This is a genomic window from Acidiluteibacter sp., from assembly GCF_055129545.1.
The window spans coordinates 1-13,444 of the sequence record NZ_JBSRUB010000033.1; the positions used below are offsets into that span (position 1 = coordinate 1).

The 13,444-nt window shown below is 35.9% G+C and carries 12 protein-coding genes; 9 read left to right on the top strand and 3 right to left on the bottom strand.

Features of this window, described 5'->3' with window-relative positions:
- The first annotated feature begins 505 nt into the window (after positions 1-505).
- The 3 genes from ACTB0X_RS15775 (at position 506) to ACTB0X_RS15785 (ending at position 4,079) form a co-directional block, all read left to right on the top strand.
- Positions 506-1,423, top strand: a complete 918-nt coding sequence (locus ACTB0X_RS15775) for a toll/interleukin-1 receptor domain-containing protein (RefSeq protein ID WP_463025996.1) — start codon at positions 506-508, stop codon at positions 1,421-1,423.
- A 222-nt stretch (positions 1,424-1,645) separates the two neighbouring features.
- A complete protein-coding gene (locus ACTB0X_RS15780; RefSeq protein WP_463025997.1) occupies positions 1,646-2,302 on the top strand; it encodes a hypothetical protein in 657 nt (218 codons plus the stop codon).
- Positions 2,303-2,648: 346 nt separating this feature from the next.
- Complete coding sequence (locus tag ACTB0X_RS15785) at positions 2,649-4,079, top strand: ATP-binding protein (protein WP_463025998.1); 1,431 nt, start codon at positions 2,649-2,651, stop codon at positions 4,077-4,079.
- 148 nt (positions 4,080-4,227) lie between these two features.
- Here ACTB0X_RS15785 and ACTB0X_RS15790 read toward each other — a convergent pair whose 3' ends face one another.
- Entirely contained in the window at positions 4,228-4,515 is a 288-nt protein-coding gene (locus tag ACTB0X_RS15790) for a putative quinol monooxygenase (RefSeq protein ID WP_463025999.1), read from the bottom strand.
- Positions 4,505-5,293, bottom strand: coding sequence for an SAM hydrolase/SAM-dependent halogenase family protein (locus ACTB0X_RS15795; protein ID WP_463026000.1), 789 nt, complete (start codon positions 5,291-5,293; stop codon positions 4,505-4,507). The genes ACTB0X_RS15790 and ACTB0X_RS15795 overlap by 11 nt, the downstream gene beginning before the upstream one ends.
- Before the next feature lie 118 nt (positions 5,294-5,411).
- Between ACTB0X_RS15795 and ACTB0X_RS15800 the strand changes: the two genes are divergently transcribed.
- Positions 5,412-6,413: a PhoH family protein gene (locus tag ACTB0X_RS15800; RefSeq protein ID WP_463026001.1), complete on the top strand. Its 1,002-nt coding sequence runs from the start codon at positions 5,412-5,414 to the stop codon at positions 6,411-6,413.
- Positions 6,410-7,354 (top strand): phosphoribosylaminoimidazolesuccinocarboxamide synthase, encoded by a 945-nt coding sequence (locus ACTB0X_RS15805; protein WP_463026002.1) that lies wholly within the window; start codon positions 6,410-6,412, stop codon positions 7,352-7,354. The genes ACTB0X_RS15800 and ACTB0X_RS15805 overlap by 4 nt, the downstream gene beginning before the upstream one ends.
- Before the next feature lie 349 nt (positions 7,355-7,703).
- On the opposite strand, the gene ACTB0X_RS15810 is transcribed toward ACTB0X_RS15805, so the two are convergent.
- Positions 7,704-9,155 carry a T9SS type A sorting domain-containing protein gene (locus ACTB0X_RS15810; RefSeq protein ID WP_463026003.1) on the bottom strand — a complete coding sequence of 484 codons (1,452 nt, stop codon included), beginning with the start codon at positions 9,153-9,155 and terminating at the stop codon, positions 7,704-7,706.
- A gap of 138 nt (positions 9,156-9,293) precedes the next feature.
- On the opposite strand from ACTB0X_RS15810, the gene ACTB0X_RS15815 reads away from it, so the two are divergent.
- The 4 genes from ACTB0X_RS15815 (at position 9,294) to ACTB0X_RS15830 (ending at position 13,436) form a co-directional block, all read left to right on the top strand.
- Positions 9,294-9,743 carry a MarR family winged helix-turn-helix transcriptional regulator gene (locus ACTB0X_RS15815; protein WP_463026004.1) on the top strand — a complete coding sequence of 150 codons (450 nt, stop codon included), beginning with the start codon at positions 9,294-9,296 and terminating at the stop codon, positions 9,741-9,743.
- Positions 9,743-10,294, top strand: coding sequence for a nitroreductase family protein (locus ACTB0X_RS15820; protein ID WP_463026005.1), 552 nt, complete (start codon positions 9,743-9,745; stop codon positions 10,292-10,294). Before ACTB0X_RS15815 ends, ACTB0X_RS15820 begins: the two co-directional genes overlap by 1 nt.
- Before the next feature lie 96 nt (positions 10,295-10,390).
- Entirely contained in the window at positions 10,391-11,449 is a 1,059-nt protein-coding gene (locus ACTB0X_RS15825; RefSeq protein ID WP_463026006.1) for a branched-chain amino acid aminotransferase, read from the top strand.
- Between the two features lie 133 nt (positions 11,450-11,582).
- A complete protein-coding gene (locus ACTB0X_RS15830; protein ID WP_463026007.1) occupies positions 11,583-13,436 on the top strand; it encodes a DNA topoisomerase IV subunit B in 1,854 nt (617 codons plus the stop codon).
- Positions 13,437-13,444: the final 8 nt, after the last annotated feature.

Genomic DNA, 13,444 nt, shown 5'->3' on the forward strand with positions numbered 1-13,444 from the left:
AATGTTGTCGAAGTTTAAACTTCACTGTATATATTAACCTTAATTCTCTCTTTTGTTCTTTCTGATTATACTTTCAATTTAAGGATAATCAAACTTAAGATGTATATAAAAAATAGGCGAAATATCAATAAAATAAAGGGTTTTGGATCGTATCAAACTTTGTGCTTAACCGAAAGTTTCGTGCTTCGTAATCGCCTACTTTTCATACACTAAACGTTGGGCTTCATGCTGAAAAATCTTGCAAATGAATAGAATCAAGCGAAATCAATTTATATGGATAATTTTTGCAGCAATTGAAATATTGATTTTTATCTATTTCAAAGTAAATACAATTCATTGCGAACCATGTTTACCTGATGAACCATGCCCTCCCTGTATATCTTGGGAGCAAATTGTTTCATTTTGGACTGGTGTTTTTATAGCAATTGGATTTGTTTTGTTTCAATTGATTAGGTTTATAAAAAAAAGAAAAAGCACAAAACCACTACACATTTGAGATAAATTGATGAATACTGAAGAATTAGAAAGATATAAGAGAATTCCGAGACACGATATTTTAATTTATTTACATCAGAATGAATTCTTAGGAAATAGTCTTAAAGTACGGGATATTTATGATAGAATAAACAAAGCAAATTATGTATTCTATTCAATTATTGATGATTTACTGAGAATAAAACTGATAGACTGTAAAAAATATTCATCGAAACCCTATGATAATGGTTCATTTTTCCCAGACAGCTTAAATCTTGTTGAGATTAAATTGACTCCTTTAGGTCAAGACTTTGTGGAATCTAGGTTATTTGGTTTTAATATTCAAAAATACCCTGAAAATTCTCCATTTGATTCAATCAAGGTTGGTAATATGAGTGGAAGATTACCCATAATTTGTAATTGGAGTTTCGAGTATTTTTCTAACAAATGGAGTCATAATATAATTGATAAAAAATCTGCATATTTTATTTTAACTGGACTTGATTACAAAGTTGATTTAGAAAAGAAAGTATTTATTTCCTACTCTTGGGATAATGACAATCATAAAAGATGGATTAATCAATTGGCAACTGATTTAAATTCAAAATTTAACGTTGAATTTGATGATAATTTAAAAGTGGGAATGAGTCCATATAACTACATGAAACAAAATATTGTAAGTAGTGATTATTTGATAGTTGTTTTTACACCAGAGTATCTTAAAAAGGCAAAATCGGATAAGGAAACGGGAGTTAAGTATGAATTTAGTATTATTCAGGATGAGCTATTTAGGAAAATATCAATTGGAAAATACATACCGATACTCAAGGAAGGAACTAAAGAAACAAGTATTCCTAAAATTATGCAAGATGCTATTTATATTGATTTTAGTGATAACAAAAACTATTCTGAGAAACTGAATGAAATAATTGATAAAATTAAGAACTGAATACAATATGCACGAAAGCATAACAATGTATAAAAACATAAGTGGCACAGTGGTTTACGAAAATTTAGAGCATTTAATTTGCTCCGCCAAATCTGCGATTTGACGGGTTGTATTAAAACTTTAAATTTGTGTCAAAACGTAAATTTGGCTCTGTGCAACTGGACAGGTGAGAGCTTCGAAATCACTTACGTTTCTTACACTAAACGTTGAAAACCCAAGAAAATGAAATCCATTTTACTATCCATATTCATTCTGCTAATGAATTTTGGTTTCTGTCAAGATTCTGAAGGTTCGCTTTTCATTCTGAAAGGTAAAGTGATTGATCAAGAAATGTCTATTCCTATTCAGAATGCTAGAGTAGAGGTTATTGGTAAAGACTCATCTACAGTGGTTCTTGAAACAAACGAAAATGGGTTATTCGAAACTCCTCTTAAAAGAAATACTTTTTATCGGGTTTCAATAACCAAACCGTCATTTTATAGATCTAAATGGAAAGAAGTTAATATTGATGAAACAGAATCAAATGTGTTCTCTCAATTATTTGAATTAGCACCAATGATAACCGTTCACGAAGGGTTTACTACAATTGATTTCGATTCAACATTCTCTTTCAAATCAATTGATTTCAATGCGGATTCAATCACGTTGTATAAAAAATTCAATGGTCTTTCTGATGAGGAAGTGAAATATAAATTGCTAAGTGAATCCAATAAAGACTATCAGGTCATCAATCTACAAAATGGAACAATTGAAAGAATAAGAATGGAGTTGATAGACACAAGTGTTGTGGAAATTTCAACAGATAAGTTTGATTCTAATTATTGGTTGATTGGATATTCAACAAAAAATAAGTTTTGGTACGACTTAATTGAGTGGTAGAAATCTTGAAATTAACCATTAATAATTAACCCTTAACCCTTAACATCAAAACAACTTAAAATTACTCCAAGCTTCAGATCTATCAGAAAAAAGTGGTTTCGTTTTAGCCCAAGTTGTTTTGAATAGTTCCGAGTGGCGGTAGTTTTCTAGGGCTTCTTCGCTTTTCCAATGGCTGTGTGTAAAAAAGATGTGTTGCATTTATTGATTGAATTCAGCATTTGAATGATAGAGGATTATAGTAAAATAAGGATTTTGTTCGGTTCGTTTTTACTTAAATGGCAACAATTTGCATTTTAAGATCATTTGATTGACTCTATTTCGTATATTTGGTATCAAATAAGTATAGATGATACGAGAAATTTCAAAAGATCAAGTTTTAGATCGGATTCGATTCGAAAACCCTTGGTGGATAGATGGCAAAATTGAAGCTGATTATAATGAGATGCCACGGAGGTTATACTTTGAGCTTTTCAAACCATTGGTAAAAGAAAGAGAAATTAGAAGAGCAGTAGTTTTGATGGGGCCAAGAAGAGTTGGTAAAACCGTGATGCTTTATCATTTAGTTCAAGAATTAATTGAAGATGGGATAAATCCCAAGAAGATCATTTTTATCACTATTGAGAATCCAATCTATAACAATATCTCACTAGAACAACTATTTAATTATTCAAAGGAGGCAACTGGTTTAACAGATAAGTCCGATTGGCACATCATTTTTGATGAAATACAATATTGCAGAGAGTGGGAAGTGCATTTGAAGTCTTTAGTGGATAGCTATCGAAAGGATAAGTTTATTGTTTCGGGTTCTGCCGCTGCCGCTTTAAAGTTTGCAAGTAATGAAAGTGGAGCTGGTCGATTTACTGATTTTTTACTTCCTCCACTTACATTCAATGAATACATTTCGTTAAAAGGATTAGGGGGACTAATTAAACCCATTCAATTGAATTGGAATGATAAACAAACTGAATTCTTTTCTACGAGTCATTTGGCTGAGTTGAACAGGCATTTTCTGGATTATATCAACTTTGGAGGTTATCCCGAAGTGATTCTTTCGGAGAAAATACAATCAAATCCAGGTCGATACATTCGACAAGATATTGTAGATAAAGTTATATTGCGAGACCTGCCAAGTCTTTACGGAATAAGTGATACACGTGAGTTATATTCTTTGTTCACAACAATCGCTTACAATAGTGGGGGAGAGTTCTCATTAGAAACTTTAAGTAAACAATCGCAAGTGCCTAAGAATACCTTAAAAAAATACATAGAATACTTAGAGGCTGCATTTCTTATCAAACAAGTAAAACGGATAGATCAAAGTGGAAAAAGGTTTAAAAGAGATAATTTTTTTAAAATTTATTTGACAAATCCTTCTTTACGAAGCGCATTATTTACACCGATTACTGCAACTGATGAAATGATAGGAAATATGGTAGAAACTGCAATTTTTGCTCAATGGATGCATCGAGATTGGTTTACACCATATTATGCAAGATGGAATAATGGAGAAGTAGATATGGTAGGTCTTAGTGATAGCTCATTGAAACCCAAGTGGGCTCTCGAAATTAAATGGTCTGATCGATATTTTGATAAACCAAAGGAATTAAAAAGCTTAATTAAATTTTGCCAAGAGAATAATATTAAAACCCCAATTGTGACTACAATAAGCAAAGAAGGGGAAGTGGAGTATGCTGATGTCCTTTTCCAATTTTTACCCTCTTCTGCATACGCATATACAGTAGGAAAAAATACTCTAGACATGAAAATAAACAAGTAATTTCTAGGAGACATTAGACTATTGTAATGTCTGGAATTAAGTAAAATTTAATTAACCATTAATAATTAGCTATTTGTCGCACTGAACGATAAAGTTCACATTGAGCATTGTCGTAATGAAGTGAACAATTAACCATTAACCATTAAATTCAAAACAACTTAAAATTACTCCAAGCCTCCGCTTTTTCAGCAAATAAAGGTTTCGTTTTGGCCCAAGTGGTTTTGAATAGTTCCGAGTGGCGGTAGTTTTCTAAAGCTTCTTCGCTTTCCCAATGGCTGTGTGTAAAAAAGATTGTTCCATCGGTGCTGCATCGCAACAGTTCTAGGTGAGAATTGCCTTCAAAATTTCGGATCAGGTCTTTGCTATCGTTGAAGATCGTAATGAAATCGTTCACTTTGTCTTCTTGAAATGTCAATTTTACTATTCTAACTATCATGGAGTTCGATTCTAATTAAGTCATTGTCTCTCAAGCCAAGTAGCTTGTCCGCTCGACCTTTATTAATGGCAATTTCTAAATGATCAGTGGTGTTGAATAAAGCTAATTTTTCGCCTTCTGCTACTTCGCTGTAGGAATATGAAATTCGGCTGATGTCGTAATCAGAGTTTCTAAAAACCACACTAAAGCCATTTTGTTTTACAAAGTTGTTGAACAAAATTTCACTAATGTTGGTAATGGCATTTCCGAAGCTATCAATGTGCATCACCATGCCTTTTAATTGGTTATTGTCGATGTATGGTTGGTAAGCAATTTTCTTCAATACGCCGTCAATCTTTCTACCCAACACCGAAATGGTGCCTCCTTTTTGAATGTGTGCCGCTACTTTTACAAAAATGTCCTTCGTCGGAAACGACAACCGGTTGGAATCAGCAGAAACATTCAGTTCGATAACTTCCTCCGGCACTTCGTCACCAAAGATGAGGGAGAAAATACCAGTGTCCGATCCTACAAAATAATGGTTGTCGTATTTCACCACCAAGTGCGCAAATTCTACTGTGGCTTCAGAACTCACGCCAATAATGTGGACCGTTCCTTCAGGGAAATGAGAATAGGAGTTTTTAACGATGTACGCCGCCTTGGAAATATTGTAGGCAGGAATGTCGTGAGTGATGTCAACAATTTTAGCTTCAGGACATAGCGTATAGAGTGCACCTTTGACGATGCCAATATAATAGTCGGATTTCTGAAAGTCTGTAGTTAACGTAATTACACCCATTTAACTTTTGCTGCTTATATTTGGACAAGGTCGGTCGATAGTCTCCAAAATTAGTAATATTTTTGAAGCTTGAAAGAATAGAAAAGACGCCATAAACCTAAAAATACCCAAAAACTGAGTGGAGAAAATTATAGATATAAGTTCGGTAAATCCAGTAGAATTATACGGTGTAAACGACAAGAAATTAGAGATCATCAGAAAGAAGTTTCCGAAATTAAAATTAATAGCTCGTGGCGATGAGTTAAAAGCCATTGGTGGCGAGTCGGCTATAGAAGAGTTTGAGATGAAGTTGGGGTTGCTATTTCAGCACATTATCAAATTCAAGCAACTGACGGAATCGAATATCGACCATTTATTGGATGGCGATTTAGAATTGGCTCAGCGCACGTTGAAAGATTCTAGTGACATATTGGTGTTTGGAAATCACGGGTTGATGGTGCGCCCTCGAACACCCAATCAGCGCAAGTTGGTAAAAGCCATCGACGACAACGACATGGTGTTTGCCATTGGGCCTGCAGGAACTGGTAAAACCTACACCGCCGTAGCATTGGCAGTAAGAGCGTTAAAAAACAAAGAAGTGAAACGGATTATTTTGACTCGTCCTGCGGTAGAAGCAGGGGAGAATTTAGGTTTCCTTCCGGGAGATTTGAAAGAGAAATTGGATCCATTTTTACAGCCGTTGTATGATGCGTTGTACGATATGTTGCCAGGCGAAAAGTTGCGCGATTATTTAGAGAACAATGTGATTCAAATTGCGCCATTGGCATTTATGCGTGGACGAACGTTGGACCATGCTTTCGTGATTTTAGATGAAGCACAAAACACCACCCGAGCACAGTTCAAAATGTTTTTGACGCGGATGGGTAAGTCGGCTAAGTTTATGATTACTGGTGATGCCTCTCAAGTGGATTTGCCAAGAAATCAGCCGTCAGGACTAATCCAAGCGTTGGATATTTTGAAGAAAGTAAAAGGAGTAGGGTTCATCACTTTTGATGGAAAAGATGTCATTCGCCACGAGTTGGTGAAGAAGATTATCGTAGCCTACGACAAAGAAGACGCAAAAATAGAAGAATTAAAAAAGCAAGAAAAAGAAGCAAAACAAAAAGAAGCTAGAAAATGAGCACAAAGCCAGTAGCACCATTCCAATTTCCAGGTCAGAAAAGTTTTTACAGCGGTAAAGTAAGAGACGTTTACAATATCAACAACCAACATCTAGTGATGGTCGCTTCAGATCGCATTTCTGCGTTTGATCATATTTTACCGAAGCCGATTCCTTTTAAAGGTCAAGTGTTGAACCAGATTGCGGCTAAGTTTTTAGCAGCTACTGCCGACATCGTTCCCAATTGGATAGAGTCTGTCCCAGATCCTTCGGTGGCCATCGGGAAGTTGTGCGAGACGTATAAAGTAGAAATGGTAATCCGTGGCTATTTAAGCGGACACGCTTGGAGAGAGTACAAAGCAGGCAAGAGAATGATCTGTGGTGTGGCGATGCCAGACGGAATGAAGGAGAACGATCGTTTTCCAACTCCAATTATCACGCCTGCCACCAAAGCGGAAGAAGGACACGATGAGGACATTTCTAGAGAAGAAATCATCAAGCAAGGAATCGTGGCGGAGAATGAGTACATTCAATTGGAAAACTACACGAGTGCATTGTTTCAAAGAGGAACCGAAATCGCTGCCGACAAAGGATTGATTTTGGTGGATACCAAATATGAGTTTGGAAAAATCGGCGATACCATTTATTTGATTGATGAAATTCATACGCCAGATTCATCCCGTTATTTCTTCGCTGAAGGATACCAAGATCGTCAGGATCGAGGAGAAAAGCAGAAGCAATTGTCGAAAGAGTTTGTGCGCGAATGGTTGATCGAAAATGGATTCCAAGGATTGGATGGACAAACGATGCCGGAAATGCCTGATTCCTTTGTAACGGAAGTTTCTGAGCGATACATTGAATTGTACGAGCACATCACAGGCGATCAGTTTGTGAAAGCTGATGTGTCGGATGTTTCAAAACGTATTGAAGAAAATGTATTGGCTGCTTTAGGGAAATTATAAGGAAATAGTTATAGTCGTAAAGCCCAATTTGAATAATCAAATTGGGCTTTACTTTTTTAGAAAAAGCTCATACTATCAAATGTTCAATTTTTAACTGTCCTTGAGAATTCTTTAAGAAATTCAAATTGAAGTCTTAGAAAGTTCGTTTAGCTCCGAAGAATTGAGGATATCCAACGAACGTCTTAGACTTTGAGAAGAAATTCGCAGAAGGATCCTCAAAGACTTGAACTTTTGGTTCATTTTGGTTCAAGCCAAAAGAACATAAATACAATACCAAATAATATAATAACATCAAAAAAGCCCAATTTGAATCAACAAATTGAGCTTTTTATATTGTAAAGAATGTACCTTATTGAACAATCACTTTCTTGCTCGTTGCTTTATTCCCATCCATATAATTGATGAAATAAATACCTTTTGAAAGGTTAGAGACATCCATCGTTTTCGATTCGTTTGCTTTCAAATCAAAAGACAAAATTTGTTCACCTAAGATGTTGTATAAGTTCACTTTTGACAAATTGCTTGCAGCCGTGTTTTTGACAGTCAAATTGCTAGAAGCGGGGTTTGGATAAATCGTCAAAATGTTTGCTTGTGCTACTTTTTCTTTTACTGAAGTAATCACATTTAATGGAGACGAAAGAACCACTCCTAATGAAGCATTATCACTTTTGTCTACAATTGTGCTGTCACTGCCAATTTGAGTCAATCTTCCCCAATCGTTATTCTGCGCATAAATAGAATCAGGAGTGTTGTTGTATAAGTTAAACTCGGTTCCATTGTTGAAGTTGTCTTTGATTACATTCAATCCAGGGCTATTTTTAGAAGCTCTCAAGTCTCCTAAGTTTGGAGAAGCCGTATTCTGAATAGTTACTCCCCAAAGGTTTCCTGTAATGATATTATCTGTTACTACGGCAGTATTGGTGCTACCGCCGGCAAAGTTAAGTCCACTACCACCTAGGTTCTCGTTTCCTTGAATCATGTTATTGGTAATGGTATTCCCTTTGATTAAACTCGTAATTCCACCGGATAACATTCCAATTCCGTATCGGTTACTGTCGATAAAGTTGTTTTCAATGATTGCTTGAGCTGATCCAAGGGGCAAGAATGCGATACCTCCTGCATTGGTGTATTTACCAACGATGTTATTGCCTCTAATTATAATCGTGTCGGAACCTGTAGTTCCAAAGTTGATTTGAGATTTGTTTCCGTTATAAGTTACATTTCGTCGAATGTCGTTGTTCAAAATTTTCGGTGCTGATGCAATGTTTGCTCCAGAGGTAATTGCTGAACTTCTATTGTCGTGAATTTTTGAATTCTGAATGGTGGCGTTACTTCTAAATAAATTAATAGCACCTCTAGTTCCGTCTGCGTTGTTTCGAATTATGCAGCTATCGATCATTGGAGAAGCGTCGTAAATTGCAATTCCACCACCAAACTCTACAATTGTTTTTCTGATGATGCTGTTTGTTGAATCGATTCGAATTGCTTCGTAAGTGAAAGTAGGAGTGTTGGTGATTTTGATTGAATCGGTAGGATTAAAATGTGCAAATCCCGTGATGTCCAACTCTACAGCACTTCCCATCACAATGGTTTCGTTGGTTAAAATTTCAAGTGTATCTGTTTTTGAAATCTTGACATCTTGTGTAAAAGTGTAAACAGAGGCCAATTTGGTAACTGCTCCAGCACTATTTGCAACTAAGCTGTCCAAGTTGTATTTTTGACCTGTGTTAGGAGTTGAATACTGAGCTTTTAGCCCGAAGGATGCTGCCAAAAGCAGCGAAAATGTAGTGATTTTTTTCATAATTCTATTGTTTTAGGAACGCAAATCTAATCTTCCTTCCCCTTTATTTCCTCCTTTTTTGGGATTTTTAACGAATTCTGCCATTTAGATGTAGGTACATTAATTGTATATACATATATTTGCACAAAATATAGAGTCATGAAAATTGAGGACGAAATAAAACAGACCAAATTTGAAAGTGAGTTCCACAAACTCACCATTAATGTGCTGTTTTCAGGTAAATGGATTAGTGATGTGATGAATCAATTTCATAAAAAATATGACATTAGCTCTCAACAGTACAATGTACTTCGAATATTGAGGGGACAATATCCAAAAGCAGCCACTGTGAATTTGATTTCAGAGCGGATGATTGATCGACAATCCAATGTTTCTAGATTGATTGATAAGTTGGAAACAAAAGGATTGGTAGAGCGAAATTCTTGTGAGAATGACCGCCGACAAGTAGATATAAAAATTACATCAGTTGGCTTAGAATTATTAGAAAGAATTGCAAAAGCGCAGCCTGAAATGATGGAAAAGTTAAAGAACTTTTCAGAAGAGGAGGCGGTACAATTAAATAATTTGTTAGATAAATTAAGAGGATAATGAATCAGTTAATAGAAAAACGTTGGAGTCCACGGGCATTTGAGAATAGGCCAATAGAGCAAGAAAAGTTAGATGCTATTTTTGCAGCTGCAGGAACAGCGCCAAGTGCGTTTAACGCACAACCATGGCGTTTCATTGTTGGAAATAAGTTTGAGAATAAAGAAATATATGATCAAATATTTTCAACCCTTGCGGAGCCAAATAAAGTGTGGGCGGAACATGCGCCTGTTTTATTGATAACAGTATCAGAAATTATTTCATCGCACAACGGGAAACCAAATTCTACCGCAGAATATGATTTAGGTGCTTCAACAGCTTATTTAAGTTTACAGGCATTAGAACTAGAGGTGTATGTTCATCAAATGTCTGGTTTTGATCCCAACAAAGCTAGAGAAATATTTAACATCCCTGAGCAAATGAAGCCATTGAGCGTAATTGCGTTAGGGTATTTAGGCGATAAAAATATTTTACCTGAAAAGTTAAAAGAAAGAGAATCATTCAATCGCGTTAGAAAGCCGTTAAATGAAGTTGTCATGTCTAGTGGATTTTAGACCTCTCAAGCTATATTTCAAATTTCTTTTCGAATAAAGCCTTTTTCTTATCTGTTTTTATAGGTAATTTCGCATTTGAAAAATTGAGGGAACCACATGGATATTAAAGTAACGAATGTAGAGCAGAGTAAGTTAGGAAGCGTTGATTTTGATAATCTTCAATTTGGTAGAACTTTTTCAGATCACATGTTTGTTGCTGATTTTGAAAACGGTGAATGGAAAAACTTTAGAGTGACTCCATATTCTAATTTTTCAATAAGTCCTGCGAGTGCTACTTTACATTACGGTCAAACTATTTTTGAAGGCTTGAAAGCTTACAGAGATCAAGATGGTGAAGTCATGCTTTTTCGTCCTGAATACAACTGTCAGCGATTAAACAATTCAGCTGAAAGAATGTGTATGGCTCAAATTCCGGAAGAAATTTTCATGGAAGGTTTGCGTCAGTTGCTTAAAGTTGATCAAGAATGGGTGCCACGAAAAGTTGGTTCTTCGCTTTATATTCGTCCGTTCATGTTTGCCGATGAAGAATTCTTAGGAGTAAAACCATCTTCAAAATATAAATTTGTCATCATTACTTCTCCGGCTTCTACTTATTACGCTGGTGCAGTAAAAGTAAAGGTGGAGAAAAAGTACGTGAGGGCTGCTGAAGGTGGAGTAGGCATGGCTAAGAATGGCGGAAACTATGCTGCTTCATTATACCCAGCAAAACTAGCTCAAGACCAAGGTTTTCACCAATTGGTTTGGACCGATTCTAAAACTCACGAATACATCGAAGAGGCTGGAACCATGAACATTATGGCGGTAATCGATAATGTGATTATTACTCCTTCAATAGAAAAGTTGACTGTTTTAAAAGGGAAAACGAGAGATACTGTTTTGACTTTAGCGAGAGCTTGGGGATTGGCAGTTGAAGAGCGTCCAATTAAAGTAGAAGAAATAAAACAAGCACACGAAAATGGATCACTTCAAGAGGTTTTTGGTGTAGGTACAGCTGCTACGGTAGCTCCAATCAGCTTGATTTCAATCGATGATGTTTCTTATGACATTCCACATTTACAAGAAGGCTTGTTTTCTCAAAAAGTAGCTAAGTATTTGTCAGATTTGAGATCTGGAGTTGTTGAAGATGAGTACAATTGGATGCAAAAAGCATTTTAAGCACTTTCTTTAAATTTTCTTTTCTTTTTTTCAAAATGGAGTTGTTAATAAATGACGCCGGATGGATTCATTTGATGGAAGATATTTAGGTATTTTTATCGTCAGTCCTATCTAATTTTCAGTAACAGAATTTATGGCAGAAGAAGTAGAATACACGGAAGATAATATACGATCGCTCGATTGGAAAGAACACATCCGAATGCGACCTGGTATGTATATCGGGAAGTTGGGTGATGGTTCTGCTTATGATGATGGAATTTATGTGTTGATAAAAGAAGTTTTGGATAACTGTATCGATGAATTCGTTATGGGTAACGGACGAACCATTGAAGTCTCCATTAAAGATAAAACAGTAAAAGTTAGAGATTACGGCCGTGGTGTTCCTTTGGGGAAGGTCGTAGATGTGGTTTCCAAAATAAATACAGGTGGTAAATACGATTCCAAAGCCTTTAAAAAATCAGTAGGACTGAATGGTGTCGGTACGAAAGCTGTAAATGCACTTTCTTCTTATTTTAGAATCGAATCGAATCGTGACGATAAAACCAAAGCAGCTGAATTCTCAAAGGGAGAATTGCTGATGGATGGAAAGATAGAGGAATCTACCAGAAGAAAAGGAACCAAAGTTATTTTTACGCCTGACGAGGAAATCTTTGCAGGATATAAATTTAGAACCCAGTATATCGAGCGTATGCTGTGGAACTACGTATACTTGAATCGTGGGTTAACAATTTTGTTTAATGGCGAAAAGTTTCATTCAGAGCGCGGGTTGTATGATTTGTTGGAGAAAAATATGTCCGACGAACCATTGTATCCTATTGTTCACTTGATGGAAGAAGATATAGAGGTAGCCATTACGCACACAAGCTCCTACGGAGAAGAATACTATTCTTTTGTAAACGGACAACATACCACACAAGGTGGAACGCATCAACAAGCATTTAGAGAAGCGTATGTAAAAACCATTCGTGAATTCTATCAAAAGGATTACGATGCAGTTGATATCCGCTCTTCTATAGTTGCAGCAGTGGCTGTAAAAGTGATGGAACCTGTTTTTGAATCTCAAACTAAAACAAAATTGGGATCCAATGATATGGGGCCTGATGGGCCTACCATGCGAACGTTTATCAATGATTTTTTAAAGAAGTATTTAGATAACTTTTTACACCGAAATCCGGAAGTTGCTGAAGCATTGCAGCGTAAAATTTTACAATCGGAGCGTGAGCGAAAGGATTTAGCAGGAATTAAAAAGTTAGCTAAAAAACGTGCAAAAGAAGTGAGTTTGCACAATAAGAAGCTCAGAGATTGCAGGGTTCATTTCAATAAAGATAAAGACCGAGCAGAAGAGACCACTTTATTTATCACGGAAGGAGATTCTGCGTCTGGGTCGATTACTAAAGTAAGGGATGTAAACGTCCAAGCTGTTTTTAGTTTGAAAGGAAAGCCGTTGAACTCTTATGGGTTGACTAAAAAAATCGTTTATGAGAATGAGGAGTTCAACCTGCTTCAAGCTGCTTTAAACATTGAAGACGGATTGGATAATTTAAGATACAACAAAGTTGTTTTGGCAACGGATGCCGACGTTGATGGAATGCATATCCGATTGTTGTTGATTACTTTCTTCTTGCAATTTTTTCCTGATTTAGTGAAGAATGGACATTTGTCTGTTTTGTCGACACCACTTTTTAGAGTGAGAGATAAAAGTAAAACGTTCTATTGCTACAGTGAAGATGAAAAGCGTTCAGCAATTGAGCAATTAAAAGGGAAAGCAGAAATTACTCGATTTAAGGGACTGGGTGAGATTTCTCCTGATGAGTTTAAAAACTTTATAGGTGAAGAAATGCGACTAGAACCAGTCATAATAGGGAAGGGGAAAAGTGTGAATGAATTATTAGAATTCTACATGGGAAAAAATACCCCACAAAGACAAGAATTTATTATTGAAAACTTAAAAGTTGAGCAAGATCTATTGGAAGATCTCGCTAGCTAATTTTTTGA

What these genes read in the sequence shown, in the direction of transcription:
- ACTB0X_RS15820 (WP_463026005.1), top strand. Translation starts at nt 9,743, where the DNA reads ATGAATCAGTTAATAGAAAAACGTTGGAGTCCACGGGCATTTGAGAAT.
- ACTB0X_RS15815 (WP_463026004.1), top strand. Translation starts at nt 9,294, where the DNA reads ATGAAAATTGAGGACGAAATAAAACAGACCAAATTTGAAAGTGAGTTC.
- ACTB0X_RS15830 (WP_463026007.1), top strand. Translation starts at nt 11,583, where the DNA reads ATGGCAGAAGAAGTAGAATACACGGAAGATAATATACGATCGCTCGAT.
- ACTB0X_RS15780 (WP_463025997.1), top strand. Translation starts at nt 1,646, where the DNA reads ATGAAATCCATTTTACTATCCATATTCATTCTGCTAATGAATTTTGGT.
- ACTB0X_RS15795 (WP_463026000.1), bottom strand. Translation starts at nt 5,293, where the DNA reads ATGGGTGTAATTACGTTAACTACAGACTTTCAGAAATCCGACTATTAT.
- ACTB0X_RS15790 (WP_463025999.1), bottom strand. Translation starts at nt 4,515, where the DNA reads ATGATAGTTAGAATAGTAAAATTGACATTTCAAGAAGACAAAGTGAAC.
- ACTB0X_RS15805 (WP_463026002.1), top strand. Translation starts at nt 6,410, where the DNA reads ATGAGCACAAAGCCAGTAGCACCATTCCAATTTCCAGGTCAGAAAAGT.
- ACTB0X_RS15825 (WP_463026006.1), top strand. Translation starts at nt 10,391, where the DNA reads ATGGATATTAAAGTAACGAATGTAGAGCAGAGTAAGTTAGGAAGCGTT.
- ACTB0X_RS15810 (WP_463026003.1), bottom strand. Translation starts at nt 9,155, where the DNA reads ATGAAAAAAATCACTACATTTTCGCTGCTTTTGGCAGCATCCTTCGGG.
- ACTB0X_RS15775 (WP_463025996.1), top strand. Translation starts at nt 506, where the DNA reads ATGAATACTGAAGAATTAGAAAGATATAAGAGAATTCCGAGACACGAT.
- ACTB0X_RS15785 (WP_463025998.1), top strand. Translation starts at nt 2,649, where the DNA reads ATGATACGAGAAATTTCAAAAGATCAAGTTTTAGATCGGATTCGATTC.